Annotated in this window: 22 protein-coding genes; 13 read left to right on the forward strand and 9 right to left on the reverse strand. The window is 73.4% G+C overall.

All coding sequences use genetic code 11. The features are described from left to right. The first annotated feature begins 282 nt into the window (after nt 1-282). The 4 genes from ACFW47_RS29460 to ACFW47_RS29475 all read left to right on the forward strand — a co-directional run bounded on the left by ACFW47_RS29460 (nt 283) and on the right by ACFW47_RS29475 (nt 4,333). A complete protein-coding gene (locus tag ACFW47_RS29460) occupies nt 283-1,725 on the forward strand; it encodes an alanine/glycine:cation symporter family protein (RefSeq protein ID WP_386307617.1) in 1,443 nt (480 codons plus the stop codon). A gap of 563 nt (nt 1,726-2,288) precedes the next feature. Continuing rightward, the gene (gene dhaK / locus ACFW47_RS29465; RefSeq protein ID WP_386286481.1) at nt 2,289-3,281 is read left to right on the forward strand and encodes a dihydroxyacetone kinase subunit DhaK; all 993 of its coding nucleotides are present in this window, start codon (nt 2,289-2,291) and stop codon (nt 3,279-3,281) included. Between the two features lie 49 nt (nt 3,282-3,330). After that, a complete protein-coding gene (gene dhaL / locus ACFW47_RS29470) occupies nt 3,331-3,930 on the forward strand; it encodes a dihydroxyacetone kinase subunit DhaL (protein ID WP_386286482.1) in 600 nt (199 codons plus the stop codon). Next, nucleotides 3,923-4,333 (forward strand): PTS-dependent dihydroxyacetone kinase phosphotransferase subunit DhaM, encoded by a 411-nt coding sequence (locus ACFW47_RS29475; protein ID WP_386286484.1) that lies wholly within the window; start codon nt 3,923-3,925, stop codon nt 4,331-4,333. The genes dhaL and ACFW47_RS29475 overlap by 8 nt, the downstream gene beginning before the upstream one ends. Nucleotides 4,334-4,444: 111 nt before the next feature. On the opposite strand, the gene ACFW47_RS29480 is transcribed toward ACFW47_RS29475, so the two are convergent. Further along, nucleotides 4,445-5,290 (reverse strand): glycoside hydrolase family 75 protein, encoded by an 846-nt coding sequence (locus ACFW47_RS29480; protein ID WP_386286485.1) that lies wholly within the window; start codon nt 5,288-5,290, stop codon nt 4,445-4,447. Between the two features lie 220 nt (nt 5,291-5,510). Between ACFW47_RS29480 and ACFW47_RS29485 the strand changes: the two genes are divergently transcribed. Continuing rightward, nucleotides 5,511-6,524: a fibronectin type III domain-containing protein gene (locus tag ACFW47_RS29485; protein ID WP_386307618.1), complete on the forward strand. Its 1,014-nt coding sequence runs from the start codon at nt 5,511-5,513 to the stop codon at nt 6,522-6,524. A gap of 166 nt (nt 6,525-6,690) precedes the next feature. Next, a complete protein-coding gene (locus ACFW47_RS29490; RefSeq protein WP_386286489.1) occupies nt 6,691-7,248 on the forward strand; it encodes a hypothetical protein in 558 nt (185 codons plus the stop codon). Nucleotides 7,249-7,260: 12 nt separating this feature from the next. Here ACFW47_RS29490 and ACFW47_RS29495 read toward each other — a convergent pair whose 3' ends face one another. The 4 genes from ACFW47_RS29495 to ACFW47_RS29510 form a co-directional block, all read right to left on the reverse strand. Further along, nucleotides 7,261-7,815, reverse strand: a complete 555-nt coding sequence (locus ACFW47_RS29495; protein ID WP_386286491.1) for a PadR family transcriptional regulator — start codon at nt 7,813-7,815, stop codon at nt 7,261-7,263. A gap of 31 nt (nt 7,816-7,846) precedes the next feature. Further along, complete coding sequence (locus ACFW47_RS29500) at nt 7,847-9,862, reverse strand: FAD-dependent oxidoreductase (RefSeq protein WP_386286492.1); 2,016 nt, start codon at nt 9,860-9,862, stop codon at nt 7,847-7,849. Nucleotides 9,863-9,975: 113 nt separating this feature from the next. Then, nucleotides 9,976-10,344 (reverse strand): hypothetical protein, encoded by a 369-nt coding sequence (locus ACFW47_RS29505; protein WP_386286494.1) that lies wholly within the window; start codon nt 10,342-10,344, stop codon nt 9,976-9,978. Nucleotides 10,345-10,414: 70 nt separating this feature from the next. Further along, nucleotides 10,415-11,290 (reverse strand): hypothetical protein, encoded by an 876-nt coding sequence (locus ACFW47_RS29510; protein ID WP_386307619.1) that lies wholly within the window; start codon nt 11,288-11,290, stop codon nt 10,415-10,417. A 277-nt stretch (nt 11,291-11,567) separates the two neighbouring features. Between ACFW47_RS29510 and ACFW47_RS29515 the strand changes: the two genes are divergently transcribed. Beyond that, nucleotides 11,568-13,670, forward strand: a complete 2,103-nt coding sequence (locus ACFW47_RS29515; protein WP_386307621.1) for a SpoIIE family protein phosphatase — start codon at nt 11,568-11,570, stop codon at nt 13,668-13,670. Here ACFW47_RS29515 and ACFW47_RS29520 read toward each other — a convergent pair. Together ACFW47_RS29520 and ACFW47_RS29525 are read right to left on the reverse strand one after the other, a co-directional pair. After that, on the reverse strand, nt 13,648-14,481 hold the full coding sequence (locus ACFW47_RS29520; RefSeq protein WP_386286498.1) for a putative protein N(5)-glutamine methyltransferase: 834 nt from the start codon (nt 14,479-14,481) through the stop codon (nt 13,648-13,650). The two genes, ACFW47_RS29515 and ACFW47_RS29520, sit on opposite strands and share 23 nt — an antisense overlap. Nucleotides 14,482-14,654: 173 nt before the next feature. Next, nucleotides 14,655-15,713, reverse strand: coding sequence for a hypothetical protein (locus tag ACFW47_RS29525; protein WP_386307622.1), 1,059 nt, complete (start codon nt 15,711-15,713; stop codon nt 14,655-14,657). Nucleotides 15,714-15,819: 106 nt separating this feature from the next. Here ACFW47_RS29525 and ACFW47_RS29530 point away from each other — a divergent pair, with 106 nt between their 5' ends. From ACFW47_RS29530 to ACFW47_RS29555, 6 genes are all read left to right on the forward strand, one after another. Continuing rightward, nucleotides 15,820-16,314 carry a MarR family winged helix-turn-helix transcriptional regulator gene (locus tag ACFW47_RS29530; protein ID WP_386307623.1) on the forward strand — a complete coding sequence of 165 codons (495 nt, stop codon included), beginning with the start codon at nt 15,820-15,822 and terminating at the stop codon, nt 16,312-16,314. 91 nt (nt 16,315-16,405) lie between these two features. Beyond that, nucleotides 16,406-17,011: a sulfite oxidase-like oxidoreductase gene (locus ACFW47_RS29535; protein ID WP_386286503.1), complete on the forward strand. Its 606-nt coding sequence runs from the start codon at nt 16,406-16,408 to the stop codon at nt 17,009-17,011. Next, entirely contained in the window at nt 17,004-17,780 is a 777-nt protein-coding gene (locus tag ACFW47_RS29540; RefSeq protein WP_386307624.1) for a ferredoxin reductase, read from the forward strand. The genes ACFW47_RS29535 and ACFW47_RS29540 overlap by 8 nt, the downstream gene beginning before the upstream one ends. 114 nt (nt 17,781-17,894) lie before the next feature. Continuing rightward, a complete protein-coding gene (locus ACFW47_RS29545) occupies nt 17,895-18,479 on the forward strand; it encodes a hypothetical protein (protein ID WP_386307625.1) in 585 nt (194 codons plus the stop codon). Nucleotides 18,480-18,623: 144 nt separating this feature from the next. After that, complete coding sequence (locus ACFW47_RS29550; RefSeq protein ID WP_386286508.1) at nt 18,624-19,592, forward strand: acetylxylan esterase; 969 nt, start codon at nt 18,624-18,626, stop codon at nt 19,590-19,592. Between the two features lie 180 nt (nt 19,593-19,772). Beyond that, a complete protein-coding gene (locus ACFW47_RS29555) occupies nt 19,773-20,516 on the forward strand; it encodes a GntR family transcriptional regulator (RefSeq protein ID WP_386286509.1) in 744 nt (247 codons plus the stop codon). A gap of 18 nt (nt 20,517-20,534) precedes the next feature. On the opposite strand, the gene ACFW47_RS29560 is transcribed toward ACFW47_RS29555, so the two are convergent. Together ACFW47_RS29560 and ACFW47_RS29565 are read right to left on the reverse strand one after the other, a co-directional pair. After that, complete coding sequence (locus ACFW47_RS29560; RefSeq protein ID WP_386286511.1) at nt 20,535-21,260, reverse strand: class I SAM-dependent methyltransferase; 726 nt, start codon at nt 21,258-21,260, stop codon at nt 20,535-20,537. Nucleotides 21,261-21,264: 4 nt separating this feature from the next. Further along, nucleotides 21,265-21,852: a PadR family transcriptional regulator gene (locus ACFW47_RS29565; RefSeq protein WP_382717149.1), complete on the reverse strand. Its 588-nt coding sequence runs from the start codon at nt 21,850-21,852 to the stop codon at nt 21,265-21,267. Nucleotides 21,853-21,915 lie beyond the last annotated feature (63 nt).

The following is a 21,915-nucleotide window of genomic DNA, read 5'->3' on the forward strand; positions in this document are numbered from 1 at the left end:
GAGGTCGTCCGCCCGAGAGCCCCGCGTTGATTCGAGGCCTGCCGTGTCGGGAGCCGACTGCGGGCTTCGGCCGGTGGCTTCTCACCTGCGCCGCATTTATGTGAGATAGAGCACTTTCATGAACCATAGGCAGGGACGGCGACGCCAGCCTAGAGTCCTGGGGTTTGCGGAGTGTTTACCTCCGCACCCACCCGGCCCGGCCGTCCGCTCCGTACACGACCTGTACGGGCATGCGGGAACCGGGCCGACTCCCCGACTCACGAGGAACCGGGAAGCACTCGCATGAGCACGTTGGAAACCTGGGTCGTCGATCTCAACGACACCTTCTGGACATACCTGCTGATTCCACTGGTCGCCGTCGCCGGCGTCTGGTTCACGCTGCGCTCCAAGGGTGTGCAGGTCCGCCTGATCCCGGAGATGTTCCGGGTCTTCAAGGACAAGCCGCAGTCCGGCGTCAGCCCCTTCGGGGCCTTCACCATCTCCGCCGCCGCGCGGATCGGCACCGGCAACATCGCCGGCGTGGCCACCGCGATCACCATGGGCGGTCCCGGAGCCGTCTTCTGGATGTGGGTGATGGCCCTGGTCGGCGGTGCCTCGGCGTTCGTCGAGTCGGTCCTGGCCCAGCTGTACAAGGTGCGCGACACCGAGCCCGGTACGTACCGAGGTGGCCCGGCCTACTACATGCAGAAGGCGCTCGGAATGCGCTGGCTCGGCGTGGTCTTCGCCGTGCTGATCACGCTGACGTTCGGGTTCGTGCTGACCGCGGTGCAGTCCAACACCATCACGGTGGCCGCGAAGGGCTCCTTCGGCTCGGACGCCTCCTGGTTCAACCCCGTCCTCGGTGTGGTGCTCGCCGTGCTGCTCGCGCTCGCGGTGCTCTTCGGCGTGAAGCGTCTGACGGCCGTCACGAAGACACTCATCCCGGTGATGGCCGGGCTCTACCTGCTGGTCGGCCTGGTCATCGTGTTCCTCAACCTCGGCAACGTGCCGGGCATGCTCGGCGACATCGTCGGCGGGGCTTTCGGCTTCCGCGAGGTCGCCGGCGGCGCCGTGGGTACGGCGATCCTGCAGGGCGTGCGGCGCGGCATGTTCTCCAACGAGGCGGGCATGGGTTCCGCCCCGAACGCCGCCGCGGCCGCGGAGACCACGCACCCGGTCAAGCAGGGTCTGGTCCAGACCCTCGGCGTCTACTTCGACACCCTGGTCATCTGCAGCATGACCGCCTTCGTGATCCTCTCCGCCAACCCGACCCTCGGTGAGCGCGGCGGCGCGGACGTCACGCAGGCCGCCTTCACCAGCGCGCTCGGCGACTGGGCCGGTCACCTGCTGACCCTGGTGGTCTTCATGGTTGCCTTCAGCTCCATGATCGGTAACTACTACTACGGCGAGTCCAACATCCAGTTCATCACCCGCAGCAAGGGCGTGATGAGCTCGTACCGCGCGGTGGTCATCGCCTGCGCCGTCCTCGGCGCGATCGGCTCCGTGCCGCTGGTCTGGAGCCTCGCGGACGTCACGATGGGCGCGATGGTCCTGGTCAACCTGATCGCGATCATCCCCCTCGGCGCGGTCGCCTTCCGCCTCCTCGACGACTACATGGCCCAGCGCCGCCAGGGCCTCGACCCGGTCTTCCGCAAGGACCAGGTGCCGGGCCTGCGCGGCGAGGTGGAATGCTGGGGCGCGTCGGACGCGGACGCCACCCCGAAGGAGCGGACGCCGGTCGGCTGACTCTGACGCGAACGCGCCCCGGCGCGACCGTACACGCCGAAGGGCGGCATCCCGGAAGGGTGCCGCCCTTCGGGCGTCACGGGGCCGGACACGGCTGCGGCGTGAAGGGGCGCACGGCCCAGCTGCGCCGTCGAGGGCAGCTGCCCGGCGTTCCATCGGCCACCTGCAGCCCGGCTCGGCCCATGCAGCAGATGCCCTCATTCGCCGTTCCGTGCCTCTCCTCGCAACGGCCGTCTCGGCCTCTTCCACGTGGCCGCAGGCCGGCCCCAGGCCCTGGTGCAGGAGAGCACCGGCCCCTTGGGCATGACCCGGCGCAGGGCCGAGCCTGGGTTCCGGCCGTGCCTGCCAGAGCGACATTCCCCCGCCCTTGCGGACGTCGCGTCACGTGACCTGCGCGGTCGCAAGGTCGATACTGCCCCTGCGGGGCTCCCGCCGGTGTATCAGTACCGCCGCAATCAGCTCACGACCGCCGTGGACCGCCGAGATCAAGAACTGTCCATACTCGCTCTGAACAGCAAGAACGCAGGCCGACAACCCGCCTGCCACGCGCCTAGGAGGCACCCATGAGGATGCTGATCAACGTTCCCGAGACCGTCGTCGCGGACGCGCTGCGCGGTATGGCGGCCGCCCATCCCGACTTGACGGTGGACGTCGAGAACCGGGTGATCGTGCGGCGGGACGCTCCCGTCGCCGGGAAGGTGGCCCTGGTGTCCGGCGGGGGCTCCGGGCACGAGCCGCTGCACGGGGGGTTCGTGGGGCCGGGGATGCTTTCGGCGGCCTGCCCGGGTGAGGTGTTCACCTCGCCGGTGCCGGACCAGATGGTGCGGGCCGCGGCGGCGGTGGACAGCGGGGCCGGGGTGCTGTTCGTCGTCAAGAACTACACCGGTGACGTGCTCAACTTCGACATGGCCGCCGAACTGGCCGAGGACGAGGGCATCCAGGTGGCCAAGGTACTGGTCGACGACGACGTGGCGGTGACGGACAGCCTGTACACGGCCGGGCGGCGCGGCACGGGGGCGACGCTGTTCGTGGAGAAGATCGCCGGGGCCGCGGCGGACGAGGGCCGGCCGCTGGAGCGGGTGGAGGCGATCGCCCGTCAGGTGAACGACAGCTCCCGCAGCTTCGGCGTCGCGCTCAGTGCCTGCACCACGCCCGCCAAGGGCAGCCCCACCTTCGACCTGCCGGCCGGTGAGCTGGAGCTGGGCATCGGCATCCACGGGGAGCCGGGCCGGGAGCGGCGCCCGATGATGACCTCGGGCGAGATCGCCGAGGCCGCCGTCGACGCGGTGCTGGCCGACCTCAGCCCGCGCAACCCCGTGCTGGTTCTGGTCAACGGCATGGGCGCCACGCCGCTGCTGGAGCTGTACGGCTTCAACGCCGAGGTGCAGCGGGTGCTCGGCGAGCGCGGTGTCGCCGTCGCCCGCACCCTCGTCGGCAACTACGTCACCTCGCTGGACATGGCGGGTGCCTCGGTCACCCTGTGCGAGATCGACGAGGAGCTGCTCGGACTGTGGGACGCGCCGGTGCGGACGCCGGGTCTGAGGTGGGGCATGTGACGGTGGACGGGGAAGGAACCGGAACGTACCTACCAGGCAAGGAGATCCTGTGCTCGACGCCGACTTCTTCCGCCGTTGGATGACGGCGACCGCCACGCTGGTCGACCGTGAGGCGGAACGGCTCACCGCCCTTGACTCACCCATCGGCGACGCCGACCACGGCAGCAACCTCCAGCGGGGATTCACGGCTGTGGCGGCCACGCTGGAGAAGGAGGCACCCGGCACACCCGGGGCGGTCCTCACTCTGGCCGGGCGGCAGCTGATCTCGACGGTCGGCGGCGCCTCGGGTCCGCTGTACGGGACGCTGCTGCGCCGCAGCGGCAAGGCGCTCGGGGACGACGCCGAGGTCAGCCCGGCGCAGCTGGCCGAGGCGTTGCGGACGGGCGTGGACGCGGTCCGGACGCTCGGCGGCGCCCAGCCGGGTGACAAGACCATGATCGATGCCCTGGTGCCCGCCGTGGACGCCCTCGGCGACTCGTTCGCCGCGGCACGTGCGGCGGCGCAGGAGGGGGCCGAGGCGACCACTCCGCTGCAGGCCCGCAAGGGCAGGGCGAGCTACCTGGGCGAGCGCAGCATCGGGCACCAGGACCCCGGCGCCGCCTCTGCCGCGCTGCTGTTCGCCGCACTGGAGGAGGCGGCCGGTGAGTGACGGGAAGCTGGTCGGGATCGTACTGGTGTCGCACAGCGCCCAGGTGGCCGCATCGGTGGCGGAACTGGCGAAGGCCCTGTCGGGCGGCGGCGCCGCCGTGCCCGTCGCCCCGGCGGGCGGGACGGCGTCCGGGGAGTTCGGCACCAGTTCCGAGCTGGTCTCGGCGGCCGCCGCGTCCGTGGACCGGGGCGCCGGGGTCGCCGTCCTCACCGACCTGGGCAGCGCGGTGCTCACGGTGAAGGCGCTGCTCGCCGAGGGCGACGAACTTCCGGAGAACACCCGGCTGGTGGACGCTCCGTTCGTCGAGGGCGCGGTGGCCGCGGTCGTCACCGCCTCGACGGGCGCCGGCCTGGCGGCCGTCGAGGCGGCTGCCGCGGAAGCGTACTCCTACCGGAAGGCGTGACCAGGACCCGGAGGGCCTGATCCGGAACCGGACGGCACGGCCGAGAACCGGAACGCCTCGTGCGCCGGGGGGCGGGGCGGGCACTCTCCCCGCCCCCGGCACGCGCGCGCTTCACCCGCCGTCCACGAACTCCCGCGCGAGCCGCTGCCCCGTCTTCTCGGCGGCGGCCTCGTCCTCGATGGGATCGGTCTCGCTGCCCTTGAAGACGATGTACGTCACGCCGGAGTCGGTGCCGCCCGCGTGCGGGTCGGCGGGGATGCCGAGCGATTCGGCGGCGGCGTAGGAGGCCTCACCGATGAGCTCGCGCGGGCCGACGTCGCCGACGACGGCGTACCGCACCCGGTCACCGTGGACGACGGCCGCGACCGATCCGCCCCGGACGTCGTCCGCTCGGTGGTCCCAGATGTCGCTGGGCTGCGGGACCACGACGTACGGCAGGCGTTCGGCGTCCAGGGGGCGGCCGTCCGACTGGGTGTAGGCGGTGGCGGGCGTGAAATGCGGGTCGGTGCGGCTGTTGCAGTGGTCGCCGGGCCGGCCGTCGCAGTCGACGTCCAGGTCGGCCTTCCAGAACACGGCCCCCCGCGCGCCGCAGACCGGGATGTCGGCCGGTGCTCCGGCGTCGCTGCGGTAGCGGCCCTCGGAGACGGGGTCGCAGTCGCGCACCTTGGCCAGCAGGTCGGCGGCGCGGACGGGTCCCTCGCTCCGGGCGCCGGCTCCGGGTGCGGCCTCGTACTCGGGGCGCACGGCGGCCTCCGGAACCGGCACGTCCCGCGACGGCGGCACCGGCCCCATCCGGAGGGCGGACCGGTCCGCGCGGTCCGGTCCGCCGTGGGGCTGGTGGCCGGAGCGGAACGGGGCCTGGGGACCGGGCCGGGACGGTGGCGGAGCGTCGGGGAACGTCGTGGGGGCGAGCAGGGCGGCGCTGGCCGCGACCAGTGTCAGCGACTGGACACGCACGTTGAGGCCTCTCCTGGGGGACATGGACGGTCACTCGGCCACATCTGTCCCCGAATCATTCGCACCGCCACCTTTTGTGGGCCAGACGGTGCACGCCCTCTTGATGTGATCGCGTCACCCACGCCATATTGGTCCGGACCATTGCCGCCATGCCGCCGCCGGCCGAGCCGGCCCTGTCGCCCCAGCCAGTCCGTCCGAAGTCGCCCCGGAGGCAGCGCCCGTGCGAGACGTCCCCGCCCCCACCGCCCCCTCCCGCGCTCCTTTCCCTCCCCTCCCGCGCCGCTGCGCCCTGCTCTGCGCAGCCCTCGCCCTGGTCGCCTCCTGCGGCTGGGGCACGGGCGACGACGGCGGGGAGAACGGCCCGCTGCCCGGGGCGCCGACGGGCGTCACCGCCGAGGCGGGCAGCGCGACGACGGTGCACGTGATGTGGAACGCGGTCGACGGGGCCGAGGCGTACGAGGTGTACCGCGGCGGCGCGACGGCCGCGGAGGTGCCCGCCGCCGACCGCATGGTGGACGTCACCCGGCTGACCCCCTCGACGGCCTACGCCTTCACCGTGCGGGCCCGCGATGCCGACGGACGGCTCGGGCCACCCAGCCGGGAGGTACGGGCGACCACCCCCGCCGCGGTCACCGACGCCTCGGCGCCGACGCGTCCGGGGGACACGCGCGGCCGGGCGGTGGGCAGCCGGGCGGTCCAGCTCACCTGGTCCGCCGCGACCGACGACCGCGGGGTGGTGTCGTACGACGTGTACCAGGGCGGGACGAAGGTGCACAGCGTCGGCGGCGGGCAGACGGCGGCCGTGGTCACGGGACTGCGTCCGGGCACCCGCTACTCCTTCACGGTCCGGGCCCGGGACGCCGCCGACAACGTCTCCCCCGCCGGGGCCGTCGTGCGGCTCACCACCGAGGGCTCCGACGACGGCCGCGCCACCGCGCCCACGGCCCTGCGCGCGTCCTCCCGTCACGCCGACGGGGCCTACTACATCGACCTCGACTGGACCCCGCCCCGCACGGACGGGGTGGTGACGGAGTACCAGGTCCACCTGGACGGCCGTCCGGCGACTTCCCTCGTCTACGGCGACGAGGCGCAGAGCGACCGGGCCGAGTACAGCTTCTACGCGGGGCGGGAGGCCGGCGTCACGCACCGGGTGCGGGTGCGGGCCAGGCTGCCGGACGGGACCTGGGGCGGCTTCTCGGCGGAGCGGGAGGTGACGACGGGGGCGGGCGGGTGACGAGGGGCGGCCGTGCGCCGGGCGGGGAGCGCGTCACCTGCCCGGTCGCGCTCCGCATGCGGGGGCGGACGCCGCGCTGTTGGCTTCCCGTGAGGCAGCACGGGCGTTTCCGATCTCGGCGGCGCATGGGACGTACCGCCGACCGTGCCGCCGGAGGGCAGTCCACATGCGCATCTCTTCGCCACTTCTCCGCTCCGGCCTGACCGTGGCAGCCGCCGCGCTGCCCGTCGCCCTGACCGCCGGGCCCGCCACCGCGGGCCCGGGGATCTCGGTGAGCACCACCGGGACCACGGTGTCGGTCACCACCACCGCCTGCGCCCAGCTCAACGGCAGCTGGGGCACCGCCTCGCTGATCACCGGCAGTCAGGGGGACTTCGCCCAGGGGCGCCAGGTGGCGCTGACCGGGAACAGTACCGGGCAGGGTGCCAGCTGGTCGGGGATCAGTCCGGGCACCTACACCGTCATCGTCATGTGCTCCAACAACAGCACCGCCGGCTCCCAGACCGTCATCGTCTCGGCGGCGCCCTCCCCCTCGCCCAGCCGGTCCGCGTCCCCGTCGCCCTCGCCCTCCGCGTCCGCGTCACGGGGCGTGCTGGGCGGTCTCGGCGGGGCCGTCCAGGACTACGGCACGGCCACCCTGGTGGCGGGCGGCGCGCTCGTCGGCAGCGGGGTCATCGCGGCGGCCTGGTTCCTGCGCCGGCGGTCGAAGCCGTACCGGTTCTGAGCCGGGGCGCGCTCAGGGCCGCTCGCCCTGGCCCGGCAGTTCGCCGACTCGCGCCAGCGCGTGCCTGAGCCACTGGGTCCAGAAGGTCTCCAGGTCGATGCCCGCACGGAGGACCAGGTGCCGCAGCCGGTCCTCGGTGCTGTCCCTCTCCGGCGGGAAGTCCCGCTTCTCGATCTCCTCGTACTCCGCCAACTGCCGCTCGTGCAGCTCCAGATGGCGGCGCAGGTCCGCCTCGATGCCGGTGGTGCCGACCACGGCCGCCGCCCGCAGCCGCAACAGCATCGCGTCCCGCAGGGGCTTGGGGTCCTGCGGGGTCGCGGTCCAGCGGGCCAGTTCGTCCCGGCCCGCCGGCAGCACCTCGTAGGACTTCTTCTGCCCGCGGGCCGGCTGCTGCCCCGGCACGGCCCGGATCAGGCCGTCGGCCTCCAGTTTTCCCAGCTCGCGGTAGATCTGCTGGTGCGTGGCCGACCAGAAGTAGCCGATCGACCGGTCGAACCGGCGGGTCAGCTCCAGCCCCGACGACGGCTTTTCGACCAGGGCGGTGAGGATCGCGTGCGGGAGTGACATGGGCTCATCCTAGGGACGGCCCACGCAGCCCCTACAGCGCCGCCGCGAGCTCGGTGCCCTGCTTGATGGCGCGCTTGGCGTCCAGTTCCGCGGCCACGTCGGCGCCGCCGATGAGGTGGACGTCGCGGCCGGCTTCGAGCAGCTCCTCGTACAGGCCGCGGCTGGGCTCCTGGCCCGTGCACAGGACCACCGTGTCGACCTCCAGCACCATCGGCTCGCCGTCGACGGTGACGTGCAGTCCGGCGTCGTCGATCCGGTCGTAGCGCACGCCCGGGACCATGGTGACGCCGCGGTGCTTGAGCTCGGTGCGGTGAATCCAGCCGGTGGTCTTGCCGAGCCCCGCGCCGACCTTGGTGGTCTTGCGCTGGAGCAGGTGGACGGTGCGCGGCGGCGCGGGACGCTCGGGGGCGGCGAGGCCTCCGGCGGTCCGGTATTCCGTGTCGACGCCCCAGAGGCGGAAGTACGTCTCCGGGTCCTCGTGCGCCTTGTCGCCGCCGTCGGTGAGGTACTCGGCGACGTCGAAGCCGATGCCGCCCGCACCGAGGACCGCGACCCGGTCGCCGACGGGGGCGGCGTCGCGCAGGACGTCGAGGTAGCCGACGACGCTCGGGTGGTCGACGCCGGGGATGTCGGGGGTGCGGGGGGTCACGCCGGTGGCGACGACGACCTCGTCGTAGCCGTCCAGATCGTCCGCCTCGACCCGGGTGTTCAGGCGTACGTCGACGCCGTGCGCCGCCAGCTGCGTACGGAAGTAGCGCAGTGTCTCGTCGAACTCCTGCTTGCCGGGGACCCTGCGGGCGACGTTGAGCTGGCCGCCGATCTCGCTCCCGGCGTCGTACAGGGTGACCTCGTGGCCGCGTTCGGCGGCGCTGACCGCGCAGGCGAGACCCGCCGGTCCGGCGCCGACGACCGCGAGACGCTTGCGCCGCCGGGTCGGGGCGAGGACCAGCTCGGTCTCGTGGCAGGCGCGCGGGTTGACCAGGCAGGAGGTGATCCTGCCGCTGAAAGTGTGGTCCAGGCAGGCCTGGTTGCAGCCGATGCAGGTGTTGATCGCCTCGGGGCGGCCGGCCGCGGCCTTGGCGACGAAGTCGGGGTCGGCGAGCATCGGGCGGGCCATCGACACCATGTCGGCGGTGCCCTCGGCGAGCAGCCGCTCGGCCACTTCGGGCGTGTTGATGCGGTTGGTGGTGACCAGCGGCACCGACACCTCGCCCATGAGGCGCTTGGTGACCCAGGTGTACGCGCCGCGCGGCACGGAGGTGGCGATGGTGGGGATGCGGGCCTCGTGCCAGCCGATGCCGGTGTTGATGATGGTGGCTCCGGCGGCCTCGACGGCCTTGGCGAGGGTGATCACCTCGTCGAGGGTGGAGCCGCCGGGGACCAGGTCCAGCATGGACAGCCGGTAGATCAGGACGAAGTCCTCGCCGACCGCCTCGCGCACCCGGCGGACGATCTCGACGGGGAAGCGCATGCGGTTCTCGTACGAGCCGCCCCAGCGGTCGGTGCGGTGGTTGGTGCGCACGGCGATGAACTCGTTGACGAGGTAGCCCTCGGAGCCCATGATCTCGACGCCGTCGTACCCCGCCTCGCGGGCGAGGCGGGCGGTGCGGACGTAGTCGTCGACCGTGCGCTCGATGTCGGCGTCGGTCATCTCGCGGGGCACGTGCGGGCTGATCGGCGCCTGGAGCGGGCTCGGGGCGACGAGGTCGGGGTGGTACGCGTACCGGCCGAAGTGCAGGATCTGAAGGGCGATGCGCCCGCCCTCGCGGTGCACGGCCTCCGTGACGGTCCGGTGCTGGTCGGCCTCCGCCTCGGTGGTGAGCGTGGCGCCGCCCGGGTAGGGGCGGCCCTCGTCGTTGGGAGCGATGCCGCCGGTGACGATGAGGCCGACTCCGCCGCGGGCCCGGGCTGCGTAGAAGGCGGCCATGCGCTCGAAACCGCGCTCGGCCTCCTCCAGACCGACGTGCATGGAACCCATCAGGACCCGGTTCGGCAGCGTGGTGAAGCCCAGGTCCAGCGGGCTCAGCAGGTGGGGGTATCGGCTCATCGGGCCCTCCGTGCGCGGTGTGGTGCCTCTGTTGTAGAGGACCGCCGCCTCTTTGTGCAACTAGTTGCACAAAGAGGCGGCGCACACCACACGGCCGCACCGGCGGGCTCGTGTCAGTGACTCTCCAGCCTCACGTGCAGCTCCCGCTCCTGGTCCCCGGAGGCCGTGCTCAGGTCGTGCACGGTGAACAGGGAGTCCAGGGTGGTGCGGAAACGCTCGATCGCCCAGTAGCCGCCCTGCACGTCGGCCTCGACGGACGCCGAGAGCCGGGCCGGGTCGCACTCGCCGTGGGCGTCGGCCACGTCGAACGTGCCGAGCCACACGGTGGGGCGCACTTCGTGGCAGTCCCGGGGCACCTCGTCCGAGCGCCGGTCGGACGAGAAGCACGCGCACAGCGCGTCGAACACGGTACGGGCGTCCTCCTTGCTGCACCCGCTCAGCTCCACCGAGACGGACTCCGGGTGCAGTCGCTCACCGTCCATCGTCATCGCTCCTCTCGTGGCCCATATCCCCAGAAAAGCACCACCCGGGGCCGAGCACTACCGGCGCGGGTCAGCCCCGGGTGAAGCGGTAGGTCTTGCTGTCGGTCAGCACGCAGAAGCCCGGCGACACGACGATCACGCGCAGGGTGCCGGTACGGCGGTCGTAGTCGACGCCCTCCGCCTCGAAGTCGCCGGAGCAGGCGCTGCGCAACGGCAGCTGCCGCAGGGCGGTGACGTGGCCGCTGACGTCCGCGGTGCCGTTCGGGGCGGCGGACAGGTCGATGCGCAGCAGGGGCTTGGTGACGCCGAAGAGGGTCCCCTCGGGGTCGTCGGAGGAGCAGAGCAGCGTCGTCGCGTCGAGGAAGTCGCAGCCCTGGACGTCACGCACGGCGTGGTCGAGGTGGACGGTGGCCGCCTGCGGCAGGTTCACCGACGGTGAGGTGGCCGGGTTGACGCCGGGTGTCGGGAAGACGAGGAGCCGGTTCATGGTGCCCCACTCGCCGGACAGCATCCACTGTCCGTCGGGCGAGACCGCGGACCAGGAGTTGTTCCGCGCCTCGCCGGGACTCAGCGTGTGCACGTACTCCGACCAGCGGCCGTCGGGCGCCTGCACGCGGAACATCTTCGTGTTCCCGTCGTCCCGCTGGTACGGCTCGACGTAGTGGCCGTCGTAGGAGGCATCGGGGTCGCCGACGTGGTTCCACCCGCGGGCGCTGAGACCGAGGGGGATGGTGCCGATGCCGGTGTAGCGGTTCGGGCTGCCGGCCGGGACCTCGACCGAGGCCAGGCCCTGGCTCTCGGTCAGCGGGTCGGCGCGGTCGGAGCCCGCCTCGGTCCAGGTGCCGGCGGCCGGGGCCGCCTGGGCAGAGGGACCGGCGAGGGCGAGGGTGAGGGCGGCGAGTCCGGTGAGGGCGGCGAGACAACGTTGCCGGGCGCGCAGGGGCATGGGCGGGCGCTCCTTGGTGGGGGGCGGGCGGTACGCACTCGGCGGACAGTCTGGCCGTACGCGACAGTCATGTACAGACCAAGTCCAGTCCCGGCGTCGTCCCGGGGCCTGCCCCGCCCGTACTCCGTGCGGCGGCGGCCACTCCCGCGCCGGGTGATGCTGGAAGGAGACGGCAGCGGCCTCGGCGAATCGGCCCTGTGCACGGTGGAACGCGGTAGAACAAGGGAGTCGGCATCGACAGTGCGTGCCGCGTGGAACGGCGAAGGCGGGGCGTGGGATGAGTGGAGCCGGGTCTGCCGGGTTCGACGGGAACGCCGTGTCGCGCGGGCCGGTGCGGCCCAGCGGTCTGCTCGACGTGCTGAACGTGGCCTCGGTGGTGCTGGACACCGACGGCCGGATCGTGCTGTGGAGTCCGCAGGCCGAGGAGCTGTTCGGCTACTCGGCGCCGGAGGCGCTGGGGCGGTACGCCGCCCGCATCATGGTCCACGAGCGCCACCTGGACCTGGTCGTGAAGCTGTTCGCCGACGTCATGAAGACCGGCCGGAGCTGGGCCGGGGCGTTCCCCATCCGCCGCAAGGACGGTGAGACGCGGCTGGTGGAGTTCCGCAACATGCGCCTGCTGGACGACCGGGGGGACGTCTACGCGCTGGGGCTCGCGGTCGACCGGTCGACGGTGCGCCGGCTGGAGCGGGACGTGGCGCTGTCCACGCGGGTGATCCGGCAGTCCCCGACCGGACTCGCCGTCCTGGACACGGAGCTGCGGTACGTCTCGGTCAACCCGTCCCTGGAGCGGATGAACGGCCTGCCGGCCGAGGAGCACATCGGCCGGACGGTCCGCGAGGTGCTGCCGCTGGTGGACGCCGCTCCGCTGGAGGAGGCCGCGCGCCTGGTGCTGGAGACGGGACGGCCGGTGGTCGACCGGGCGGCGACCGGGCGGACCCCCGCCGACCCGGACCGGGACCACACCTGGTCGGTCTCGCTGTACCGGCTGGAGGACGCCGTCGGTGCCGTGCTCGGTGTGGCCGTGTCGGTGGCGGACGTGACCGAGCAGCACCGGGCGGGCGTCGAGGCGGAGGCCGCGCGGCGCCGCCTGGCCGCCGTGGCGGACGCCTCGACCCGGATCGGGACCACGCTGGAGCTGGACCGCACCGCGCACGAACTGGCCGACGTGGCCGTGCCCGGCCTCGCGGACATCGCGGCCGTGGATCTGCTGGAGACGGTGGTGAAGGGCCGGCGCAGCACCCTCGGTCCGGCCGAGCCGGCCGTGATCCGCGCGCTGGCCGTGCAGGCGGAGAACGCCCCCGAGGCGCTGCGGGCGGCCGACCGGCCCGGTCAGGTCGCCCGGTACGGGCCGGACCGACTGGTCACCGAGTGCGTGCGCACGGGGCTGCCGGTGATGGTGGAGCGGGTGGCCGAGGAGGACCTGCCGCGGATCGCCCGCTCCCCCGAGGCGGCCGAGCTGCTGCGCCGGGCGGGCGTGCACTCCTACCTGGCCGTGCCGCTGATCGCGCGGGGCGAGGTGCTCGGCGCCCTGGACCTCAAGCGGATGCGCAATCCGCTGCCGTTCGGCGAGGACGACCTGCTGCTGGCCCGGGAGCTGGCCGTCCGGGCGGCGCTCCAGATCGACAACGCCCGCTGGTACCAGAACGCCCGCGACGCCGCCCTCACCCTCCAGCGGAGTCTGCTGCCCAGTCATCCGCCGGTGACGGGCGGGCTGGAGGTCGCCTCCCGCTACCAGCCGGCCGAGGCCACCAGCGAGGTCGGCGGCGACTGGTTCGACGTGATCGAACTGGCGGGCTGCAAGACGGCGCTCGTGGTGGGCGACGTGATGGGCAGCGGCATCGCGGCGGCGGCCTCCATGGGGCGGCTGCGCACGGCGACGAACACCCTGGCCGCCCTCGACCTCGATCCGGCGTTCCTGCTCGAACACCTCGACCGGACCACGGCCGGCCTCGACCAGGCCATCGCCACCTGCGTCTACGCCGTCCACGACCCGCACCTGCGGCAGTGCCGGATCGCCAACGCCGGCCACCTGCCCCCGGTCCGGCTGCGGGCGGGCCGTCCGCCGGAGCTGCTGGACCTGCCCACCGGGGTGCCGCTGGGAGTGGGTGGTGTCCCGTTCTCCACCACCACCGTGGACCTGGATCCGGGCGACCGGCTGGTGTTCTACACCGACGGTCTCGTCGAGACCCGAAGGCATCCGCTGGACGAGCGGCTCGACGCGCTGCTCGCGCTGCTGGAGGGCCCTGACCGCCCGCTGCAAGAGGTGTGCGACCTGCTCCTGCGCACCCTGCACGAGCCGGAGAACTCCGACGACGTGGCCCTGCTGATCGCCCGGGCCACGCCGCCGGACGCGCCTAGCCCGGGCCAGGCTCCCTGACGCCGATCACCACATGGGCGTACAGCTCCTCGCAGACCGCGAGACGGGTCACGAGCCCCGCCCGGGTGAAGGCGTCGACGGCCGCCGGTGCCTGGCGTCCGCTCGTCTCGACCAGCAGGCAGCCACCGGGCGCGAGCCAGTCCGGTGCCCCGGCGGCGACCCTGCGCAGCACCTCCAGGCCGTCGGCGCCGCCGTCGAGGGCGGCCAGCGGCTCGTGCTCCCGCGCCTCGGCGGGCAGCAGGGGGACCTCGCCGGTGGGGACGTAGGGCACGTTGGCCGCGAGGATGTCCACGCGGCCGCGCACCGCGTCGGGCAGCGCGTCGAACAGGTCCCCCGCGTACACCCGGCCGCCGGAACCGGCGAGGTTGCCGCGGGCACAGGCGACCGCGGCCGGGTCGACGTCGGCGGCGTGCACCTCGGGCCGGTCGAGCGCGGCGGCCAGGGCCGCACCGACGGCGCCGGAACCGCAGCACAGGTCCACGACGACGGCCGCGTCCGGCGCCTGCGCCAGGGCCTCGGTCACCAGGAACTCGGTACGGCGGCGGGGTACGAAGACCCCGGGCGTGACGGCGACGCGCAGACCGCGGAACCCGGCCCAGCCGAGGACGAGTTCGAGGGGCAGCCCGGTGGAACGGCGGTCCACCAGCGCGGTGAGCTCGTCGGCGGTGCGGGCGGCGGCCAGGATCAGTTCCGCCTCGTCCTCGGCGAAGACGCAGCCCGCGGCGCGCAGCGCGGTCACGACGGAGTCGTACGAGGGGAAGGCGGCCGAGAAGGGGGAAGGAAGGTGAGGCGTGGAGAACAGCTGAGGCATGGAAGCCGAGAGCCTTTCGAGAACCGAAGGGCGCTCTCAGGGTCACCCGCTGACGGGGACCGCACTGCCGTGAGGTGAGAGCACCAGGGCCGACACAGCGGTAATGGGTCTCACCTCCCAGGTGTCCGGCGGCCGGGGGCTGTCCGCGGCCGACGGTCACCCTACCCCAACGATCAGACGCCGACGGACTCCTCGGCCTCCTCGTCCGCTTCCGCCTCCGCGCCGGCCTCCCGGCCGTCCGGCCTCGCGTGCTTGCCGGCGGTGACCGGAGCCGGCGCCGTGGCGGCGCGCTCACGCAGGGCGGCGACCGCCGTCACCAGCAGCCCGAGCAGCAGCCAGGCGAGCAGCGTCCACACGCTGCGGCCCAGCCCGTCGCCGTCGAAGTACAGCAGGCCGCGGGTGCCCTCGACGAACCCGGCGCCGTTCCAGAAGGCGTGCAGGGTGCCGAAGAAGCCGTTCTGCAGCTCGGGGCGGAACAGACCGCCGGAGCTGGTGAAGTTGAGCATCACGAACAGCACCATCATGGCGAGCGTGGTCCACCGCTTGAGGAAGGTGTGCAGGCCGACGCCGATGAACAGGATGCCCGCGGCGTACAGCCAGGCCATGCCCCACACACCGGCGAGGTCGTGGTGGGCGAGGTGGAACACCGGCCCGGCGAGCAGGGCCCCGATGCCGCTGACGACCACGGAGACACCGAGCGTGAGCAGGGCCCGCACCCGCATGGACAGGGCGGCTCCGGCGGCGCCGAGGGCGGCGACCGAGGCGTAGGAGCCGATGCTGACCGCGATCAGCAGGAAGAACAGGCCCTGTCCGGTGGGGTCGTCGTCGACCGGGGTGGCGACATCGGTCACCTCCACAGGGACGCCCTGCTCTTCGGCGAGCGGGGTGAAGACCTTCTCGGCGGCCATGGCGCCCATGTCGGAGGCGGCGGTGGCCACCAGGACCTCGGGCGCCTCGCCCGGCACGTAGGCGCCGGTGATGTCGCGGGCCTCCAGGAGACGGACGGCGTCGGCGCGGCTCGCGACGGTCCGCACGTCCAAGGCGTCGCCCGCCTCGTCCTTCACCGACTGGGCGAGGACCTTCGCCTCGGGTCCGGAGCCGACGACGGCGACCGGGAGGTGGTTCGGCTCGGGGGTGACGAAGGCCCCCATGTAGGCGAGTCCCATGCCGACGCACATCAGCAGCGGGGTGATCAGATGCGTCAGCACGTGGCGCAGGGCGTGCGACTTCATCGCGCACATCCTCCAATGGGCGGCCGGAGGCGGCCGCCAAACTAGTTGGCTTATACAACCCTCTTTCCAGTTGTACTATACAACTAGCCATGCAGGAGGAGGACCCGTGACGAGGGCCGAGACGCACGATGAGACGACTGTCACCCCCGGCGGCCGCACCGCGGACGCGGCCGTGGAGACCATCCAGCGGGAGATGACGGCCTTCGCCCGCCGCGCCCGCGCGTCGGCCGGGCGCATGCACCCGGAGCTGTCCCTGGTGTCGTACACCCTGCTCGGACACCTGGAGGAGCGGGACGGCTGCCGGGCCACCGACCTGGCCGCCCACTACGCCCTGGACAAGTCCACCGTCAGCCGCCAGGTGTCCGCCCTGGAGCGCGCCGGGCTCGTCGAGCGCCGCGTCGACCCGGACGACCACCGCGTCCAGGTACTGCACCTGACACGGGCCGGGCGGCGCATCCTGGCCCAGGTCACCGAGAGCCGCCGGGCCGCGGTCCGGGAGCGGCTCGCGGACTGGTCCGGGGAGGACCTCGCCCGCTTCTCCGCGTACCTGGAGCGGTACAACGCGTGGCCGGCCGCTCCGGCCGGCGGGGACCAGGACTGAGATCCCGCTCCCGGCCGCGTACGGTTGACCGGTACGCACTGATCACGCCGGCCGTGGCACCCCCTCGCGCCGGTCCGAAAGGCCGCACCGCATGAACACCACCCGAGGCTTCACCGGGCGCCCGCGCGGGGCCCGGCCGGGGCTGCCGCCCGGCCAGTACGACGCCGGCGACGACTGGCCCGTGCTGTCCGCCGAGGTCACGCCCGACCTGGCGGCCGCCGACTGGACGTTCCGCGTCGGCGGCCTGGTCACCGAGGAGCGCACCTGGGACTGGGCCGGCGCCCACCGCCTGCCGGAGTCGGCGTACGCGGGCGACATCCACTGTGTGACGGGCTGGTCGAAGTTCGGGGTGCGGTTCACGGGCGTGTCCGTGGACACCTTCCTGGAGGCGTCGGCTCCCCTGCCGTCCGCCACGCACGCCGTCGCGTACGCGCACACCGGATACACGGCGAACCTGCCGCTCGCGGATCTGACGGGCGGGCGCGCCTGGATCGTCCGGGAGTACGACGGGCGGCCGCTCGCGCCCGAGCACGGCGGCCCGGCGCGGCTGATCGTGCCGCACCTGTACTTCTGGAAGAGCGTCAAGTGGATCGCCGGTCTGGAACTCCTCGACCACGACGAGCCCGGCTTCTGGGAGCGGAACGGCTACCACGCGCGCGGCAACCCCTTCGAGGAGCAGCGGTACTCCGGTGACTGAGACGGCGACGCAGACGACAGCGCCCTTCGCGCCCCCGACGCGGTTCGCCGTGCCGGGACGCATCGAGGTGGCGGGCGAGGTGGCCGCGAGGTGGCAGACGGCCACCCTCGCGCAGGTCCGCCGGGAGACGCCCCGCGCGTCCACCTTCCGGCTCGCGGTGCCCGGGTGGGCGGGCCACCTGCCCGGCCAGCACCTGATGCTGCGGCTCACCGCCGAAGACGGGTACGTGGCCCAGCGGCACTACTCACTGGCATCCGCGCCGGACGACTCGGGGCACATCGAACTGACCGTCGACCACGTCGAGGACGGCGAGGTGTCCGGCTGGTTCCACCGGGTGGCCCGGCCCGGTGACCGGATCGAGGTGCGCGGCCCGCTGAGCGGCTTCTTCGCCTGGCCCGGTGACCGGCCGGCGCTGCTGCTGGGCGCGGGCTCCGGGGTCGTGCCGCTGATGTCGATGGTCCGGCACCACCGGGCGCGGCGACTGACGGTGCCGCTGCGGATGCTGGTGTCCGCGCGCAGCCCCGAGGAGCTGATCTACGCCCGTGAGCTGGGTCCGGAGACGGTGCCCGTCTTCACCCGGAGCGCGCCGGCCGGGACACCCGTGGGCCGGATGACGGCCGCGCACCTGGCACCGCTGCTGTCCGAGCCGCCCGCCGGGGGCTGGGAGGCGTACGTGTGCGGTTCCAACTCCTTCGCGGAGCACGCCTCGCGCCTGCTGGTGGCGGCCGGTCAACCGGTGGACCGCATCCGGATCGAGCGCTTCGGCTGAGCCGGCCCCGCCCTCGGACTGCTCCGCGTCCGGGGCGGCGACAGGGTGAGCGAGGTCGGCCGTACGGGGTACCAGACCCCTGCGGGTACTCGCACACGAGGCGCGGAGGTCGACATGCGAACCCGGGTGCGTGGCCGGCGCCTGCGGCACAATCCGCTGCGACGCCGGTCGGACGTTGTCGAGGCGTGGACGACGGTGGTCGTCGTCCTCCTGCTGTTCGTGGGGGCGCCGGCGCTCGGCGCGGCCGCCGCCCTGTGGAGCCACGCCGGCGCGCAGGCGGTCGCGGCGGAGCAGCGGGCCGAGCGGCACCGCGTGCGGGCGACGGTGGAGGGCAGGACCCCGGACACCCTCCCGTCGGTGCAGGCGGGCGGCCAGCACTCCTACCGTGCGACCGTCCGCTGGACCACGCCCGAGGGCACCGAGCGGACCGACACCGCCCGGGTCCCGGCCGGCACCCGCCACGGTGACACGGTGGACGTGTGGCTGGACTCCCGCGGCCGGAACGTTCCGGCGCCCGTCCACGATTCCGCGGTCCTGCAGCACAGCGTGACCATCGGCGCCTGCACGACGATCGGGGCGGCGCTCGCGGTGCTCCTGGCGCGCTGCGCCGTACGCAAGGTGGCCATGCGGCGCCGGCTGGCCGAGTGGGACCGCGAGTGGGCCCTCATCGAACCGGAGTGGACGCACCGCCGGGCCTGACCGGTCGCACCTCCCTGACCTGCGGTTCGACGGGCCGAACCCCGGCGGGCGCCGCGATCAGGATCTGGCGGGTCCTGTGACCGCTCACGTACGGTGTGATCGTCCGTACGGTCCGGTACCGGCTCCCAGCAAAGGCGGTTTTCGATGGCCCTGTTCGACCTTCCGCTCGACGAACTCCGCGCGTACCGCAGCGCGTCGGCCGAGCCCGAGGACTTCGACGCTTTCTGGGGCAAGACGCTCGCCGAGGCCCGTGAGCACGACCTGGCCGTCCGCTTCGAGCCGGTGGACACGGGTCTGTCCACGGTGCGGGTGCACGACGTGACCTTCGCCGGGTTCGGCGGTCACCCGGTGAAGGGCTGGCTGACGCTGCCCGCGGCGGCGGAGGAACCGCTGCCGCTGGTCGTGGAGTTCGTCGGGTACGGCGGCGGGCGCGGACTGCCCCACGAGCACCTGCTGTGGGCGTCCACGGGGCGGGCGCACTTCGTGATGGACACCCGCGGTCAGGGCAGCGCCTGGGGCGGCGGCGGCGGAACCCCGGACCCGGTCGGCGGCACCCCCGCGTACCCGGGTTTCATGACCCGTGGCCTGGACGCTCCGGAGAACTACTACTACCGCCGCGTCTTCACCGACGCCGTGCGCGCGGTGGAGGCGGCCCGCTCGCACCCGCTGACCGACGCGGCACGCACGGTCGCCCTCGGCGGGAGCCAGGGCGGCGGCATCACGATCGCCGTCGGCGGGCTGGTGCCGGATCTGACGGCCGTCGCGCCGGACGTGCCGTTCCTGTGCGACTTCCCGCGCGCGACCACGCTCACCGACCGGCACCCGTACCGGGAGATAGGCCTGTACCTCAAGACGCACCGCGGCCGCACCGAGGACGCGCTGCGCACGCTGTCCTACTTCGACGGGGTGCACTTCGCGGCGCGCGGCCGGGCACCCGCCCTCTTCTCGGCGGCCCTGGAGGACCAGACCTGCCCGCCGTCGACCGTCTTCGCGGCGTTCAACGCCTGGGCCCACGACGACAAGGCGATCGAGGTGTACGACTTCAACGACCACGAGGGCGGCGGGCCCTTCCAGGAGGCCGCCAAGCTGCGGTGGCTGCGCTCCCGCAGCTGACCGGACGGGCTGGGGGGCGCCCTGTACGGCTGCTTGTGGCGCGGTGACGGACGGACGACGCGCGGGTGAGGTTTCGGCCGAACCGGCAGACGGCCCTTCCCTGCTGGTTTAGACCAATGATACTTCTGGTGGCGCACCGAGCCCGCGCGGCTACCGCACGTCACGACAGGAGGGCGCGGCATGGCCCCCGCCACCCCGTACGACCACTCCCCCGCCGACATCCCGCCCCTGTACCGGCGGGTGGCGGCACGGCTGCTCGGCGAGCTGCGCGACGGGGCCTTCCCGCCGGGCGGGCGGCTGCCCGGCGAACGCCGGCTGGCCGAGCACTTCGACGTGAGCCGGGAGACCGTACGGCAGGCCCTCGAGGTGCTGCGCCGGGACGGGCTGCTCGCCACCGACCGGCGGGGCAGCCACGTCGCCCTGCCGGGACCGGCCCCGCAGAGCCCGGCGTCGCTGGCCTTCCCGGTCGGCGCGCGGTCGGCCGAGCCGTGCACCGGCGACCGGACCACCGTCGCCTGGGAGCCTCCGTCGCGGGAGCACGCCGAAGCGCTGGGAATGGCTCCGGGCCGGCCGACCCTGGTGCACCGGTACACGTCCGCGACCGCGGACGGGAGCGGCCGGCGGACGGCCGTGACCTCGTTCTCCGCCGTGGCCCTCGCCGAGGTCGAGGAGCTCGCCCGGTACCGCGGACGCGCCGACGGGTCCAACTCGGCGCAGCTGCGGCGGGCGTACGACTGGATGCGCGGGGCCGGCCTGACCCTGCACCACCGGGACACGATCACCCGCCTCGCGGACACCCAGTCCGTGCGGGTCGTCCGGCGGGTGCACGACCAGTACGGGCGCCCCCTGGAAATCACGGACCTCCTCGTGGACGCCCGACAGGACGCGCTGGTCTACGAGTTCACGCTTCCGGCGGCCGGCTGACCCGGTCCGCCCCCGCCCTCACGGCAGCCGCCGGGCCACGACCAGCCGGGCGCGCGGACTGCCGTCGGCCCGGAGTCCGAACTCGGGCAGGGCCCGCAGCTCCGTGCGGAATCCGGCGCGGGCCAGCTCCCGGCCCACGTCCCCGAGCCGGAACGTCCGGTAGTACATGACGAACGGCGGCCGCCACAGCGCGTTGCGCACCCGCATCGCGGCGTCGAAGCCGAGCAGCGTCCAGTATCCGCGGGAGCCGGGCCGGGGCGGGGCGACGACGGGGAAGGCGAAGCTGCCGCCCGGGCGCAGCACGGAACGCACCTGGCCGAACAGCCCCGGCAGTTCGCGGGGCAGGAAGTGCCCGAACGCGCCGAAGCTGACGACGAGGTCGAACACGGGACCGAAGGGCAGGGCGCGGGCGTCCGCGCGCACCCAGGAGACCTCGGGCCCCTCGGGCACGCCGCGTTCTCGGGCGACCGCCAGCATGCCCGCGCTGAAGTCGACGCCCGTGACGCTCTCCCGGCACACCCGGGAGAGCACGGCCACGCCCGCGCCGGTGCCGCAGCACAGATCGAGCCCGGCGCCGAACGGCCCCGCCGATTCCAGGGCCGAGGCCACGGCGCCGAGCATCCGGTCCGGCGTCCGGTACGGGGTGTGGTCGAACTTCGGCGCGAGCAGGTCGTAGCCGCGCTCGACCGACGACAGCGCCTGGACGGCGAGTTCGCGCAGGGTGGGGCCTTCGGGGCTGAACATCAGGTCAGCCTAGGGCCTGTCCGGTGGGGCCCGCCGGGGCGCGCCGCTCCCGCAGCACCGTGAGGACGCGCTCGCACCAGCGGGCGTTCTCGCGTTCGAACGTGATCCCGGCGAGCAGGGTGAGGTAGGGCCCGACGCGGTCGGACTCCCGCAAGTGCTCCTCCTCGGTGCGTCCGCCCAGGAGGCGCTCGCGGACCCGTTCGTAGCGGGCGAGTTTGCCCAGGGCCCAGGCCCTGCGTTCCTCCACCAGCGCGCGGACCCGCTCCGGGTCGACGCCGTCCATGGCCTGCATCTTGATCAGGAACTCGTCGCGGACGGCGGTGGGGCGCCGGGTCGGCTCGGCGGCGAAGGCGCCCAACTGCTCGCGGCCGGCCGCCGTGAGGGAGAACAGCCGTTTGGTGGGCCGGCGCTCCTGCGGCACCGTCCGGGCCTCGATGAGTCCGTCGCCCGCGAGGCGCTCCAGCTCGCGGTAGAGCTGCTGCGGCGTGGCCGGCCAGAAGTTGGCGAGCGAGACGTCGAACACCTTGGACAGCTCGTAGCCCGAGGCCTCGCCCTCCAGCAGGGCGGCCAGGACGGCGTACTTGAGAGACATGTCGACACGCTAGCAAGCAGGGGCTACCCTGCTCCGCACCTATTCAAAAAGTTGGGTATCTCG

It is taken from the genome of Streptomyces sp. NPDC058796 (assembly GCF_042745235.1).
Taxonomy (GTDB): domain Bacteria; phylum Actinomycetota; class Actinomycetes; order Streptomycetales; family Streptomycetaceae; genus Streptomyces.